General features: G+C 41.6%; 10 protein-coding genes, 21 tRNA genes and 1 rRNA gene. 4 read left to right on the top strand and 28 right to left on the bottom strand.

Annotated elements, in window-relative coordinates; translation table 11 throughout:
- Positions 1–18 precede the first annotated feature (18 nt).
- Positions 19–210, top strand: coding sequence for a hypothetical protein (locus ACQKEZ_RS00160; RefSeq protein WP_427297696.1), 192 nt, complete (start codon positions 19–21; stop codon positions 208–210).
- Positions 211–467: 257 nt separating this feature from the next.
- On the opposite strand, the gene menC is transcribed toward ACQKEZ_RS00160, so the two are convergent.
- The 6 genes from menC to ACQKEZ_RS00130 all read right to left on the bottom strand — a co-directional run bounded on the left by menC (position 468) and on the right by ACQKEZ_RS00130 (position 7,927).
- A complete protein-coding gene (gene menC, locus ACQKEZ_RS00155; protein WP_427297694.1) occupies positions 468–1,592 on the bottom strand; it encodes an o-succinylbenzoate synthase in 1,125 nt (374 codons plus the stop codon).
- Positions 1,589–3,040, bottom strand: a complete 1,452-nt coding sequence (locus ACQKEZ_RS00150) for an o-succinylbenzoate--CoA ligase (protein WP_427297693.1) — start codon at positions 3,038–3,040, stop codon at positions 1,589–1,591. Before ACQKEZ_RS00150 ends, menC begins: the two co-directional genes overlap by 4 nt.
- A gap of 88 nt (positions 3,041–3,128) precedes the next feature.
- Positions 3,129–3,947 (bottom strand): 1,4-dihydroxy-2-naphthoyl-CoA synthase, encoded by an 819-nt coding sequence (gene menB / locus ACQKEZ_RS00145; protein WP_427297691.1) that lies wholly within the window; start codon positions 3,945–3,947, stop codon positions 3,129–3,131.
- Between the two features lie 14 nt (positions 3,948–3,961).
- Positions 3,962–4,789, bottom strand: a complete 828-nt coding sequence (gene menH, locus ACQKEZ_RS00140; RefSeq protein ID WP_427297689.1) for a 2-succinyl-6-hydroxy-2,4-cyclohexadiene-1-carboxylate synthase — start codon at positions 4,787–4,789, stop codon at positions 3,962–3,964.
- Positions 4,774–6,501 carry a 2-succinyl-5-enolpyruvyl-6-hydroxy-3-cyclohexene-1-carboxylic-acid synthase gene (gene menD, locus ACQKEZ_RS00135; protein ID WP_427299269.1) on the bottom strand — a complete coding sequence of 576 codons (1,728 nt, stop codon included), beginning with the start codon at positions 6,499–6,501 and terminating at the stop codon, positions 4,774–4,776. Before menD ends, menH begins: the two co-directional genes overlap by 16 nt.
- Positions 6,502–6,508: 7 nt before the next feature.
- Positions 6,509–7,927, bottom strand: a complete 1,419-nt coding sequence (locus ACQKEZ_RS00130) for an isochorismate synthase (RefSeq protein WP_427297687.1) — start codon at positions 7,925–7,927, stop codon at positions 6,509–6,511.
- Between the two features lie 417 nt (positions 7,928–8,344).
- Here ACQKEZ_RS00130 and ACQKEZ_RS00125 point away from each other — a divergent pair, with 417 nt between their 5' ends.
- The 3 genes from ACQKEZ_RS00125 to ACQKEZ_RS00115 all read left to right on the top strand — a co-directional run bounded on the left by ACQKEZ_RS00125 (position 8,345) and on the right by ACQKEZ_RS00115 (position 10,711).
- On the top strand, positions 8,345–9,283 hold the full coding sequence (locus ACQKEZ_RS00125; protein ID WP_427297686.1) for a 1,4-dihydroxy-2-naphthoate polyprenyltransferase: 939 nt from the start codon (positions 8,345–8,347) through the stop codon (positions 9,281–9,283).
- Between the two features lie 120 nt (positions 9,284–9,403).
- Positions 9,404–10,147 carry a TraR/DksA C4-type zinc finger protein gene (locus ACQKEZ_RS00120; protein WP_427297685.1) on the top strand — a complete coding sequence of 248 codons (744 nt, stop codon included), beginning with the start codon at positions 9,404–9,406 and terminating at the stop codon, positions 10,145–10,147.
- Between the two features lie 87 nt (positions 10,148–10,234).
- Positions 10,235–10,711, top strand: coding sequence for a TspO/MBR family protein (locus tag ACQKEZ_RS00115; protein ID WP_427297683.1), 477 nt, complete (start codon positions 10,235–10,237; stop codon positions 10,709–10,711).
- Between the two features lie 56 nt (positions 10,712–10,767).
- Here the strand turns inward: ACQKEZ_RS00115 and ACQKEZ_RS00110 are convergent.
- From ACQKEZ_RS00110 to rrf, 22 genes are all read right to left on the bottom strand, one after another.
- Positions 10,768–10,839, bottom strand: a tRNA-Glu gene (locus tag ACQKEZ_RS00110).
- 10 nt (positions 10,840–10,849) lie between these two features.
- Positions 10,850–10,940, bottom strand: a tRNA-Ser gene (locus ACQKEZ_RS00105).
- A 3-nt stretch (positions 10,941–10,943) separates the two neighbouring features.
- Positions 10,944–11,018: transfer RNA gene (locus tag ACQKEZ_RS00100), tRNA-Asn, on the bottom strand.
- Positions 11,019–11,024: 6 nt separating this feature from the next.
- Positions 11,025–11,101, bottom strand: a tRNA-Ile gene (locus ACQKEZ_RS00095).
- A gap of 16 nt (positions 11,102–11,117) precedes the next feature.
- Positions 11,118–11,191, bottom strand: a tRNA-Gly gene (locus ACQKEZ_RS00090).
- Positions 11,192–11,200: 9 nt separating this feature from the next.
- A tRNA-His gene (locus ACQKEZ_RS00085) sits at positions 11,201–11,276 on the bottom strand.
- Positions 11,277–11,304: 28 nt separating this feature from the next.
- Positions 11,305–11,377, bottom strand: a tRNA-Phe gene (locus ACQKEZ_RS00080).
- A gap of 17 nt (positions 11,378–11,394) precedes the next feature.
- Positions 11,395–11,471 (bottom strand) — tRNA-Asp (locus ACQKEZ_RS00075).
- Positions 11,472–11,475: 4 nt separating this feature from the next.
- Positions 11,476–11,552 (bottom strand) — tRNA-Met (locus ACQKEZ_RS00070).
- Between the two features lie 26 nt (positions 11,553–11,578).
- Positions 11,579–11,671 (bottom strand) — tRNA-Ser (locus tag ACQKEZ_RS00065).
- Positions 11,672–11,678: 7 nt separating this feature from the next.
- Positions 11,679–11,755, bottom strand: a tRNA-Ile gene (locus ACQKEZ_RS00060).
- 5 nt (positions 11,756–11,760) lie between these two features.
- Positions 11,761–11,834 (bottom strand) — tRNA-Met (locus tag ACQKEZ_RS00055).
- Positions 11,835–11,857: 23 nt separating this feature from the next.
- A tRNA-Ala gene (locus ACQKEZ_RS00050) sits at positions 11,858–11,930 on the bottom strand.
- Between the two features lie 7 nt (positions 11,931–11,937).
- Positions 11,938–12,014, bottom strand: a tRNA-Pro gene (locus ACQKEZ_RS00045).
- A 5-nt stretch (positions 12,015–12,019) separates the two neighbouring features.
- Positions 12,020–12,096, bottom strand: a tRNA-Arg gene (locus tag ACQKEZ_RS00040).
- Between the two features lie 12 nt (positions 12,097–12,108).
- Positions 12,109–12,194 (bottom strand) — tRNA-Leu (locus ACQKEZ_RS00035).
- Between the two features lie 12 nt (positions 12,195–12,206).
- Positions 12,207–12,278, bottom strand: a tRNA-Gly gene (locus ACQKEZ_RS00030).
- A 31-nt stretch (positions 12,279–12,309) separates the two neighbouring features.
- Positions 12,310–12,392 (bottom strand) — tRNA-Leu (locus tag ACQKEZ_RS00025).
- Positions 12,393–12,399: 7 nt separating this feature from the next.
- Positions 12,400–12,475 (bottom strand) — tRNA-Lys (locus ACQKEZ_RS00020).
- Positions 12,476–12,512: 37 nt separating this feature from the next.
- Positions 12,513–12,588, bottom strand: a tRNA-Thr gene (locus ACQKEZ_RS00015).
- Positions 12,589–12,621: 33 nt separating this feature from the next.
- Positions 12,622–12,697 (bottom strand) — tRNA-Val (locus ACQKEZ_RS00010).
- 462 nt (positions 12,698–13,159) lie between these two features.
- Positions 13,160–13,275, bottom strand: a 5S ribosomal RNA gene (gene rrf / locus ACQKEZ_RS00005).
- Positions 13,276–13,386: the final 111 nt, after the last annotated feature.

Here is a 13,386-nt window from a genome sequence, read left to right as displayed (position 1 = left end):
TTAAAGGAGGCGCTTTACTTGAACAGAGAACGGTTACTTCATACTTTTTTTGACGAAATTAATGACGCTGACGAATCAGCATTTACTCAGGCGGCTCACTCCTTTTTAAACTTGTGGGATTATGAATACGGACATTTGAATGAAATGCCCGGTGAAGTGAATCAGTATATTGGACAGTTTGCTTATGATAGTGAGCTTACAGAAGAGTAAAGAAAGAGCGCATATGACGCTCACAGATTTTTGACAAAGGGCTAAAATGATGTTTATTTTAGCCCTTTGTCTTCATTTCAGCGTGATCTTCTAGGAAGGATGAGTACGAGCGCGCAGACCTGACAACGAATGCGAGGATTTGTCTACACACTGAGAGCGCGTATGACACTCTTTCTTTTTTGATGGTACGGGAAGGAAAAGATTAGCAATAATATAAAGACTTTCGTAAAAATAAGCAAAACTGCAACATCTCTTTTTCACTTTGTAAAATCCTGTTTTGTAAAAACATCTAGTTTATCCGAATATTTCCGAAGAGCATGGTAATTGACTTCTACTCCCATACCTGGTTCACTTGGAACTTGAATAAAGCCATTTTTAACCTTAATTTCAGGATAAATAATATCCTGCTCCCAATATTTTGATGAGGCAGAAATGTCTCCAGGAATCGTAAACTGTGGAAGCGAGGCAAGTGCGACATTTTGTGCTCGCGAAATGCCTGTTTCAATCATTCCGCCACACCACACAGGCACCTGCTGTTCTTTGCACAATTGATGAATCTTTAATGCCTCAGTCAATCCTCCCACTCTAGAAGGCTTAATGTTGATTATTTCACAGCTTCCAAGTTCAATTGCCTTTCTAGCATCATCAACTGAACAAATACTCTCATCTAGGCACACTGGCGTTTTTATATGCTTTTGCAAGTGACGATGATCAACAATATCATCAGCAGCTAAAGGCTGTTCAATCATCATTAATTTCAAATCATCAAGTTGCTTTAATTTACTAATATCCTTTAGTTCATAAGCTGAGTTTGCATCTGCCATCAATGGAAGGTCAGGAAAACGGTCCCTAATGCGTTGAAGAAGTTTCAAGTCTTGTCCGGGCTTTATTTTCACCTTAACCCGCTGATAGCCTTCATGGACATAATGTTCAATTTGCGTTAGCATTTCATCTATTGGTCCTAAGCTCACAACCACACCTGATGGAATTTTCTTCTCAGTTCCACCTAACACTTCACTCAAAGACTTTTTCAGGCGCTTCGCATAAATATCCCAAACCGCCGCCTCTATCCCCGCCTTCGCCATTTTATTCCCTTTAAAATGATAAAGGCTGTTTGGAATATCAGAGGGATGTGTAAATGAGCGAGTGAGGACGTTCGGAATAAAAAAGGATCTGAGCATGTGATAACATGTTTCAATTGTTTCTTCCGTATACCATGGAGAAGAAAAAGCAGACACCTCTCCCCACCCAGTTAACCCTGTTTGATCTTTTACCTCAACAATAATGAATTCTCGATCTTTTATCGTACCAAGACTTGTCGTAAACGGCTTCTTAAGCTTCATTGTGACATGATATAAATTTACTCGTTCAATTTGAATCATTTCAAGAACTCCTTTGATGAAAGTCTGTGCCTTTGCAACTTGTTTGACGCATTTCTTGGCAGTCCTTCGACAAAGTGAAATGCTGTTGGGATTTTATATTTAGCTAAACGAACTTGACAGAGTGCATACAATTCTTCTGCCTTCACAACCTCATCTGTGACAAGAAAAGCAACAGGTACCTCTCCCCATTTGTCATCAGGTATACCGGTGACTCCCGCTTCTAAAACATGTGGATGCGTCAAAAGGGCTTCTTCAATTTCCGCTGGATAAATATTTTCCCCACCAGAAATAATTAAATCTGATCTACGATCTAGCACAAATAAAAACCCTTCGTCATCTATGTATCCGATATCTCCTGTCTTAAGCCACCCCTCCTCAAATGCATCAGCTGTTTCAGCATCCTTATACAGATACCCTTTCATCACATTAGGTCCTTTCACCAAAATCTCACCATGCTCAAAAGGACGACATGCTGTTTGTCCATTTTGAATTTTGAGCTCACAGCCAAAAAGGGGCTTGCCTGCTGATCCAAGTTTTTTCACACTAAACTCTGGTGCAAGCGTGACAATTTGAGAACACGTTTCTGTCATTCCATACGATTGAAAAACTGGAAACCCCTTCTGTTTACACTCTTCTAACATCGGTAAAGGTGCAGGTCCTCCCCCTAACAGAATGCAACGCAAAGATGCCGGACATTCACGAAAGGTGCTTAATAAACGAGTAAGCATCGTCTGAACAACCGAGATGATGGTCACCCGTTTTGTATCAATTGATGTTTTCAGCTCATCAACACTAGATTTTTCATGAAGAACTACTGTCATACCATAGATAACAGATTTAAATAATGCAGACAGTCCACTTATGTGGAAAAGTGGCAATGCAATCAGCCAGCGATCTTCCTCGTGAAGACCTAAATTTAATGCCGAAGAAATTGCACTATGAAAATGATTGCCAAAGGTTTGCTCAACACCTTTAGGACGTCCCGTCGTACCTGATGTATACATAATCGTTGCTGTCTGGTCAACGTCAAAAGTTTGAGTTACTGAAACTGCCTCACCTGGAGATCCAGAAGGTAATGACTTGATGGTATAGACGGGTAAATCTAATATATGATCGTCTTCAAACTTTTTTTCCGTCAAGAGCGCCATTACTTTTGCATCCTGTATTTGATACTGCCTTTCAGCCTTTGTTAGCTTACAGTTAAGTAAAACGATTTTTAGCCCAAGTAAAAAACACGCATGAATCATGAACACCATCTCAGGACGATTTGTCATCAATAGAGCGACCGTATCCCCTTTTTTCAAAGAAACGTGAGAAAGTTTTCCCGCTAGTTGTCGTGCTTCCATTTCCAATTCTTTGAACGTCCAAGCCTCATTCTTCCATAACAGTGCCACTCGATCTGGCGTTATAAATGCACGCTGCAACAACCAATTTGGTTGCTTTACCATAAGAACACCTCCTTTGTGATAATGGACAAATCATAAAAGAAAACAGCTCAGTACGATTCACTAAGCTGTTTTCATCCATATGCACGAATCAAGGAAAACGTGGGAACTGACCAAAGTCTGGTTTGCGTTTTTCTTTAAAGGAATCGCGACCTTCTTTTGCTTCGTCTGTTGTGTAATACAACAGCGTTGCATCTCCTGCAAATTGCTGAATCCCAGCTAAACCATCTGTATCTGCATTAAATGCGGCTTTTAAGAAACGAAGAGCTGTTGGGCTCTTGTCAAGCATTTCTTCACACCATTTGACGGTTTCTTCCTCAAGCTGATCAAGCGGAACGACTGTATTTACAAGCCCCATATCCAGCGCTTCCTGTGCATTGTATTGGCGGCATAAATACCAAATCTCTCTTGCTTTCTTGTGACCAACAATACGTGCAAGATAACCTGAACCGTATCCTGCATCAAAACTTCCAACCTTCGGACCTGTTTGTCCAAAAATTGCATTGTCCGCAGCAATGGTTAAATCACATACGATATGAAGAACATGCCCTCCACCAATTGCATAACCTGCAACCATTGCTACAACTGGTTTTGGAATTACACGGATCAGACGTTGTAAATCAAGTACGTTCAAACGTGGAACTTGGTCGTCTCCTACATAACCTCCATGGCCACGTACCTTTTGATCTCCACCCGAACAGAAAGCTTTGCCACCTGCACCAGCTAAGACGATGACACCAACCTCTGAATTTTCTCTAGCACGCGAAAATGCATCGATTAATTCCATCACCGTTTTTGGAGTAAAAGCGTTATGTACATGTGGACGATTAATGGTAATCTTTGCGATCCCGTTATACGTTTCATATAAGATTTCGTCATATTGACGTTCTGTTTGCCATTCAATTGACATAAATATCTCCTCCTCTAATCATGGTTTAAAATGAATTCCCTCACTATTTTACCAAATAATTGTGATTGTTCCACATGAACTGTGTGTCCAGTGTGATCGACACAGACCACTCGACTTGTGATAAGCTCTTTCTCCATTCTTGTCGCAAGGTCACAAAACTTATGATCAAGCGCACCGCAAACCAATAAAGTGGGCATTTTTAAGAGCTTTAATGTGGACCACATTGAAGGCTGTGAACCAGTTCCAATCCCTTGAAGACTTCGTGCAAGACCGAGGGGATTTGATCTTAGTCTGCCCGCTCTCATCTTTTCTAACTGTTCAACAGGCAACAATTTCTGCGAAGCAAAAAGAGGGATATTTTCCCAAAAATCCACAAAAGCTGATAATCCTTCGACCCTTAATTTTCTTGCAAGTGCCGAATCATGCTTCAACCTTGCCTTCCGCTCTTTCAAAGTTGCAAGACCCGGTGACGTACTCTCAAGCACAAGCTTTGCCACACGTTCTGGATAAGTGGAAGCTAAGGCTAATGCGATACGTCCTCCCATAGAATAGCCGACAACATTGACTTTGTGAAGCTTTAAGTGATCCAAAATCTCAGCAAGATCAGTCAATTGCTGTGACATGGCATATCTCCTGATACTTTGAGGCACATCTGTTTTGCCATGACCAAGCAGGCTGACTTTCACAAGACGCTTATCTTTCAAATCCTCATCTATAAAATGCCATGAATCGGCATTTCCTGTAAAGCCATGTAAAAATAAAATCGCTTCTTCAGAAGATGAATGTTGGTCCCACACCTCATACTTGACACCATCACGCAATTCTATCATTCGTTGAGCCATTCTTTTCTCACTTCACTCAATACATCCTCCATGATTTGACGATGTACAGTCACTCGAGAATGACGATTTGTTTCAATCTCAATGAGATGCAGGCCTGGCTCATGAATATGTGCAAGATACGTTTCCTTAAATTCTTCCTTCGACTTTGGCTGCGAATAGGTTCCCCCATATAATTTAGCCGCATACTCAAAGGTTAAACCAGTTGGCGTACCAAACAATTTTTCATAATAAGGCTCATCTGATGCCTGTGGCAAAAAGGAGAAAATTCCTCCACCGTCATTGTTCAGTAAAATAACTGTCAGTGGGATGTCCATTAGTTTAGATGCTAACAGACCGTTCAAATCATGATAGAACGATAGATCACCTATCACTAGCGTAATTGGCTTGTGAGTAGCTGTATAGGTGCCAAGGGCAGAAGAAACGACACCATCAATTCCGTTTGCACCACGGTTTGCCAGCATGATAAATGCTTTGTGTTGTGCTTGGAAAAATGTATCTACATCACGAATTGGCATGCTATTACCGATAAACAGTACACTTTCTTCTGGTACAAGATGTTGAAGCTGACGATACACATTGCCTTCAAACGTCAAATCATCATCTTGATAGTCGTTCAAATGATGCCTGAAAGAATTATTCACAAAGAACCAATCATTTAGAAAATCATCATCTTTCTCACTACATGCTTCACTCAAAACATTTTCTACAAAAAATGACGTGTCACTTTCAACCAAATAGGTTGCCGTAAGACTAGGATCTCTAAAACCACCTGCATGATCCACTATAATTTGCTGCATCTCATTGCCTTTTTCCAGCCATTTAAACAGTGGCTTAGAGACAGGCATTGGGCCAAAACGAAGCACAACCTCAGGAGTTAGTTGACGTTTCATATCATCGTCCTTCAAAAATGAATCATAGGCATCAATGATAAATTGTCTATCAAATGAACCATTTCGCAAATTAGACAGCGGATCAGCTAAAATAGGGAATTTCAAAAACTTAGCAAGTTTTAGAATCGCTTCTTTTTCTGACTGTTCATGAAGCTCTCCACAAACAATAATGCCTTTTTTCGAACTATGGAGTAGCTCCTTAATTTCTGTCATGACGTTCTCATCTGGCATTGCTTTTCCAGTTGTCAGCACTTTCTTCTTCTCGTTCTCTTCTCTTTTAAAAGGATCTATGGACATGTCCGGCAATAATGGTTCTCTTAATGGAACATTCACTTGTACAGGTCCCTTTGGGTCTTGCTTCGCTATGTTTCCTGCTCTAGCAGCGACTGTTTGTATGTAGCGTTGCATCGCAGAGCTTTCTTCTGGGAGAGCTAAGTCTGTGAACCATTTAACAAACTTACCGAATAAGAATTGCTGATCAATCGCTTGAGGTGCCCCTACCTCCCTTAATTCATGTGGTCGATCAGCAGTTAATACAATTAGAGGTATGCGAGAATAATGGGCCTCGACAACGGCGGGATAAAAATTAGCCGCCGCTGTGCCTGATGTACAAATGAGCAGTACTGGTTTTTGACTTGCTTTTGCAATGCCAAGCGCATAAAAAGCGGCTGATCTTTCATCAACCAATACTTGTACATTCATGTCTGGATGTGCTAAAGCAAGCATCGCAAGAGGTGTTGATCTAGAACCGGGGCAGACAATCACTTCCTCTACACCACTTTGCACAAACTCATCCATCATTCTGCCAATATATTTTGTCATAATTTGATTACTCAATTGGATGACCTCCGAGTGCGGACAGCATTGGTCTTAGCTTTACTTGGGTCTCTTCGTATTCCTTATGAGGAACAGAGTCTTCAACAATCCCACAGCCAGCAAATAAGCGAACATGATCATCCTCAATCAAACCAGAACGAATCGCTACCGCAAATTCTCCGTTATCTTGAGAATCAATCCAGCCCACAGGTGCCGCATACCAGCCTCGCTTTAGCGGCTCTATTGCTCGAATGACCTCGACAGCTTTTTCTTTAGGATAACCACCTAAAGCAGGTGTCGGATGAAGCTGTTCAATTAACGAAAACAGAGAGCAGTTTCTCTTTATTTCACCAACTACTGGTGTAAAGAGATGTTGAATATTTTTCGTTTTATATAGACTAGGATGATCAGGTTTATCCACCTGATGACAATTTGCCTGAAATGCCTGATATATCATATTGACGACAATTTGATGCTCAATCAAGTTTTTTTCATCACGAAGTAATTCGTCACCGAACTTTTTATCTTCTACTTCATTGCTTCCTCTTACAATTGAACCGGCTAAGCAAGACGAAGATACCTCTTCACCATCTTTTTTCACTAAACGTTCCGGTGTTGCTCCAACAAATGCTTGTCTTCCTTGTTCAATCGCAAATACATAGCTTGTCGTTTGATGTGTCATCAATTCAGCCAATAACGGTTCAAGCTTGATATTATTTTTATAATAAAGCAAGACTTCTCTTGCTAGGACTACTTTATCATACTCATTTGCCTGAATATGCTCTGTTGCATTTTCAATGGCTTTCATCCAAGCCTGTACATCCAGTTCCTCCATTTTCACAAGGGTAGATGGCGACTTATATGCTTTTGGAACTGCTCGGAAATTTGAAGCTTTTCCCTCCAGCTCCTGCATCAACTGATGAACATTACCGTTTATTTGCTTCCACTCATTTACAGTTAGAAACGTCCCTTCTTTAGAAACAGTTAACATCATTGAAGGCACAAAAAAATGAGCCTCGCCAAATGCCTCCCAATGACGCGCCTTTTCTTCGTATGGGTCAAATGAAAATCCCCCAAAAAGAAGCGGACCGACAGCAGCTTGCTTTAACTCCTTTTCATCATGAAAATGAAACATATTCTGTTTTAGCTGTTCCCACTCTCGATGAACAGTATCAAATCGTTCTTTACCTTTCTGTTCTGTTTTAATGACAGCAGCCCTGCCAAGTCCAGAAAAAATCATTTGGCTTTCTGGATCAGACCAAAAAAACCGCTCGCCTAAAAAATCAGCTTCACCGCTCTGGAAAAAGGCAAGAGGATCCATATCGTCAACTCTTCTGGAGTAGCTTATCAAAACAGCATGGTTGACTTTATTTCCTTCTTTTAATGTCGCAAGCGCTTCCTGACGGAAAGTACTTTGCACCGTTGTCACCATGATACATTCCTCCAAAATCCATTAAATAACGTTCAAAACTTGTCGAATGTTGCCGAGAAAATATACGAACATCCGATTATGTCCATTTACCTGCATTTCTATTATAAACCTTATCAGATGAACTTAGTAAATAAAACCTTCGAATGCTTATTATATCACGCTTCACTGATTTTTTCGCTCGTAACATACTGGATAAAATGATTGAATGAACACCGTTAATAATAGGTACGAACAGGCTAAGAGTAATTGGAAGTCGAGAGATGGCCGATTAGCTAACTAGGTGCATATATAAAAATGGGAAGCATTAGCATTCATCTTTTTTTATGAATCATCGCATCAATATATTGACACGGTTTTGAACTTTGCTAAACTGGAGTTTGGACGTGTACGTATTTTTTTATTTAAAGGAGTAAAATTATGCAGCATCAATCGATATCAGATCAAATTTCACCAATTAAGCCTGATAAAAATTGGCGGATATGGTGGAATTTATTGCGGCCGCATACATTGACTGCGGCTTTTATACCAGTCACTTTAGGAACGGTGCTCGCTTTGCCACATGGACATGTAAATATTTGGCTGTTTTTAGCGATGCTATTGGCCTCAATGTTTATTCAAATTGCGACAAATATGTTCAATGAATACTTTGACTATGTACGCGGTTTGGATAATGAAAAGTCAGTTGGAATTGGTGGTGCCATTGTTCGAAATGGTGTCAAACCAAAAACAGTTTTAGCACTAGCTTACGCTCTATTTGGCTTATCTTTATTGTTAGGAGTATATATTTGTATGATGTCTAGCTGGTGGATTGCACTTATCGGACTTATTTGTATGGCAGCTGGCTATTTTTATACAGGCGGTCCCGTACCGATCGCATATACACCATTTGGAGAACTCGTATCTGGAGCATTCATGGGCCTTGGTATTATCTTAATTAGCTTTTTCATTCAGACAGGAACGCTCTCCACTCAAGCCGTTCTCATTTCATTACCTATTTCAATTTTAGTTGGTGCCATTTTACTTTCGAATAATATTCGGGATTTAGATGGAGATAAAGAAAATGGTCGGAAGACACTTGCCATACTCGTTGGCAGAAAAACAGCGGTCAATATTTTATTAGCGATGTTCTTGATGTCTTATTTACTGATCTTTGTTTATATCTTAACGAATACGACGGGGCTATGGAGTCTTCTGGTTTTGTTAAGTGTACCGAAAGCCTACACAGCCATTAAAGAGTTCAAGGAAAAGGAAAAACCAATTGAGCTAATGAACGCAATGAAATCAACTGCACAAACCAACACATTTTTTGGATTCCTTTTAACCATTGCACTCATTCTGCAATATTATATCGCTTAATGAAAACGCCTGTTTCTCCAGGCGTTTTTTTTCGTACAAATTTCTTCAATTTGGCACAAGTCTAATATTAGAAATCTGCCAATACTAAACTTATCATGTGAGAAGAAAGGACAGATCGTCATGATATCTAAGGAAGAAATTGATCATTTAAAACAGCGCCTTCTTAAAGAGAAACAAGAAATTGAAACTAAAAACCAGCATGGAGAGCATGATGAACACAAAAAGTCTTTCCCTTATGATTCTTTTGGGGAGCTCTCAGCCTATGACAACCATCCAGGGGATCAAGGAACCGAATTATTTGAGAGAGGCAAAGACATTGCCCTTGAAGATCTAGAACGTGAACATAAATCAGACATAGATGAAGCTTTAACGGCCATCGACCAAGGGATATATGGTATTTGTAAAGTATGTGGTCTACCAATTGATGAAGAACGTTTAAAGGCACTACCTACTGCCATCACTTGTACTGAACATTCAAAAGAACAAAGTGTATCTCAAACAAGACCAATTGAGGAAAAATGGTTAAGTCCACCTTCAGGACAATTTGAAAGTGAAGAAAGTGCAGCCTATGACGGCGAGGATGCCTATCAAGACCTTGAGCGATATGGAAACTCAGAAACCCCATCAGATATGGAATTTCCTCCTCTTACGTACGATGACGTCTATACACAGTCAGAAGATGAAGACTATGTTGAAGATTATGAAGGCTTTGCTGCATCAGATCTATACGGAAAAGAGATGCAAGTGTTTCCAACAAAAGCTCATGAAGCCTATGAAGATGCTCTTGATGAAGAAGGAATCATGACTGTATTTGGTGACCTGAAACCATATGAAAAAGATCCTTATATTGAAGAAAAAGAGTAGCTCCCTCATATTGGGAGCTACATGTTTATATAATGTAAAAAAGGGAAATCATTAAAGAAATGAAAATCGTCGAGGAGATGAATTTTGATGACTAAAAAAAGTATTGTTTGGGCAATTGTCGTTTTTTTTATTACATATGCGTTTTTTTCAATTGCCGGCTTCCTATTCCCCATAGATCGAGAATGGTACGACGCATTAAACAAGCCAGAATGGACACCAGGAGGCGGAGTTATTGGAGCAGTATGGGCAATCTTATTCGGGTTAATCTCTTTATCAGCAGCCATTATCTATGCCAAATATGGCTTTCAAAGAATCACCCTCCCATTTTGGATACTATTTTTGTTGAACTATGTATTTAATCAAGCTTTTAGTTTTTTTCAATTTACACAGAAAGATCTATTTACTGCCACCATTGATTGTTTGCTCGTTGCGCTAACTGCACTTGCCCTTGTCTTCTTATCAAGCAAGCTAAGCAAGATCGTCCCCTTTTTGCTCATCCCCTACGTCTTATGGGGGTTTTTTGCCACCTACTTGTCCTATACGATCTATTCAATGAATATGTAAAAAAGCGGTCTTTTACTGCACAAAAAAAAGAGATCATCATGATGATCTCTTTTTTATGACCCGTACGGGATTCGAACCCGTGTTACCGCCGTGAAAGGGCGGTGTCTTAACCGCTTGACCAACGGGCCATCATATAAATGGCGGAGAAGGAGGGATTTGAACCCTCGCGCCGCTTGCGCGACCTACACCCTTAGCAGGGGCGCCTCTTCAGCCACTTGAGTACTTCCCCATTTGGCTCCGCAGGTAGGACTCGAACCTACGACCGATCGGTTAACAGCCGATAGCTCTACCACTGAGCTACTGCGGAATATCATGGTGGGCCTGAGTGGACTCGAACCACCGACCTCACGCTTATCAGGCGTGCGCTCTAACCAGCTGAGCTACAGGCCCATGAACTATATGCAAATGGAGCGGGTGATGGGAATCGAACCCACGACATCAGCTTGGAAGGCTGAGGTTTTACCACTAAACTACACCCGCATTTATGTATGGGGCGATTGATGGGAATCGAACCCACGAGTGCCAGAGCCACAATCTGGTGCGTTAACCACTTCGCCACAACCGCCATACTTCATATTAAGTTTTTTAAAAAGTGGCTCGGGACGGAATCGAACCGCCGACACACGGATTTTCAGTCCGTTGCTCTACCAACTGAGCTACCGAGCCATATCTTTATTTAAAAATGGCGGTCCGGACGGGACTCGAACCCGCGACCTCCTGCGTGACAGGCAGGCATTCTAACCAACTGAACTACCGGACCATTTTGGTTGCGGGGGCAGGATTTGAACCTGCGACCTTCGGGTTATGAGCCCGACGAGCTACCGAACTGCTCCACCCCGCGATGATAATATATAAGAAAGAAATAAATGGAGGAGGAAGAGGGATTCGAACCCCCGCGGGCTTTGACACCCCTGTCGGTTTTCAAGACCGATCCCTTCAGCCAGACTTGGGTATTCCTCCGTATAGATGGTGGACCTTGTAGGACTCGAACCTACGACCGGACGGTTATGAGCCGTCTGCTCTAACCAACTGAGCTAAAGGTCCTTTAATAGCGGCGGAGGGGATCGAACCCCCGACCTCACGGGTATGAACCGTACGCTCTAGCCAGCTGAGCTACACCGCCATGATATAAAAATAATAATAAAGTGGAGCCTAGCGGGATCGAACCGCTGACCTCCTGCGTGCAAGGCAGGCGCTCTCCCAGCTGAGCTAAGGCCCCATAAAGATGGTCGGGAAGACAGGATTCGAACCTGCGACCCCTTGGTCCCAAACCAAGTGCTCTACCAAGCTGAGCTACTTCCCGAAATATGGCGCGCCCGAGAGGAGTCGAACCCCTAACCTTTTGATCCGTAGTCAAACGCTCTATCCAATTGAGCTACGGGCGCTTATTATGATAATGCCGAGGGCCGGACTTGAACCGGCACGGTAGTCACCTACCGCAGGATTTTAAGTCCTGTGTGTCTGCCAATTCCACCACCCCGGCGTGGATGGTATAAGCGGAAGACGGGATTCGAACCCGCGACCCCCACCTTGGCAAGGTGGTGTTCTACCACTGAACTACTTCCGCATCTACAGGATTATCATTGATGTTATGGCAATGCGGGTGAAGGGACTTGAACCCCCACGTCGTAAAGACACTAGATCCTAAGTCTAGCGCGTCTGCCAATTCCGCCACACCCGCATGGAGATGGTGAGCCATGAAGGACTCGAACCTTCGACCCTCTGATTAAAAGTCAGATGCTCTACCAACTGAGCTAATGGCTCGCTTTAAAAGCGACTTGTCTATCGTATCATAAAAAAGTGGTGCCGGCAAGAGGACTTGAACCCCCAACCTACTGATTACAAGTCAGTTGCTCTACCAGTTGAGCTACACCGGCTCTATCTATCCTAACATTATGTAAGAATAAATATGGTGGAGGATGACGGGCTCGAACCGCCGACCCTCTGCTTGTAAGGCAGATGCTCTCCCAGCTGAGCTAATCCTCCATATCATCATCTCGAAGCACTCTCGATCCGACAAATAGTATTATATAACGATAAGATATTGTTTGTAAAGACTTTTTTAAAATAATTTTTAAATTAATTTAAAATCGATTTCTTTCGTTAAATCACCTAGAGAAGTGTACCATTTGTCTCACCATTTGGGAAGCTTTTTATAGGTTTTTCTTTGTTTTTTCTTCTATTTTGATGAAAAATCACTGTAAATCATATAAAATCTCATTACTCAAACCAGTCCATTCAAATATTTCATCTCAACTCATGATTTTTACGATCATTAGAAACATTACAAATCAAGTCGCAGCATTTTGTTTTTATTTTTCTGATAAATCATTTAAACATCCCAAGCTGTTGATTCGCCTTTTTCTTCTATATATTAGCTAAGATTATAACTAGGATATTTTTTGGTACACAAAAAAGATCAGTTCCGACTGGAACTGATCTAAACAAGCATGGCGGCGTCCTACTCTCACAGGGGGAGACCCCCAACTACCATCGGCGCTGAAGAGCTTAACTTCCGTGTTCGGTATGGGAACGGGTGTGACCTCTTCGCTATCGCCACCAAACCTGATGGAGAGAATGTTCTCTCAAAACTAGATAACAATGTTCAATATTCACAAAAGAAAAGGTTAAGTCCTCGATCTATTAGTATCTGTCAGCTCCACGTGTCACCACGC

Origin of the sequence: Bacillus sp. NPDC077027 (assembly GCF_050269555.1) — a bacterium.
Taxonomy (GTDB): domain Bacteria; phylum Bacillota; class Bacilli; order Bacillales; family Bacillaceae; genus Bacillus.
The sequence above is the reverse complement of the archived record's forward strand: the minus strand, read 5'-3'. Positions and strand labels throughout refer to the sequence as shown.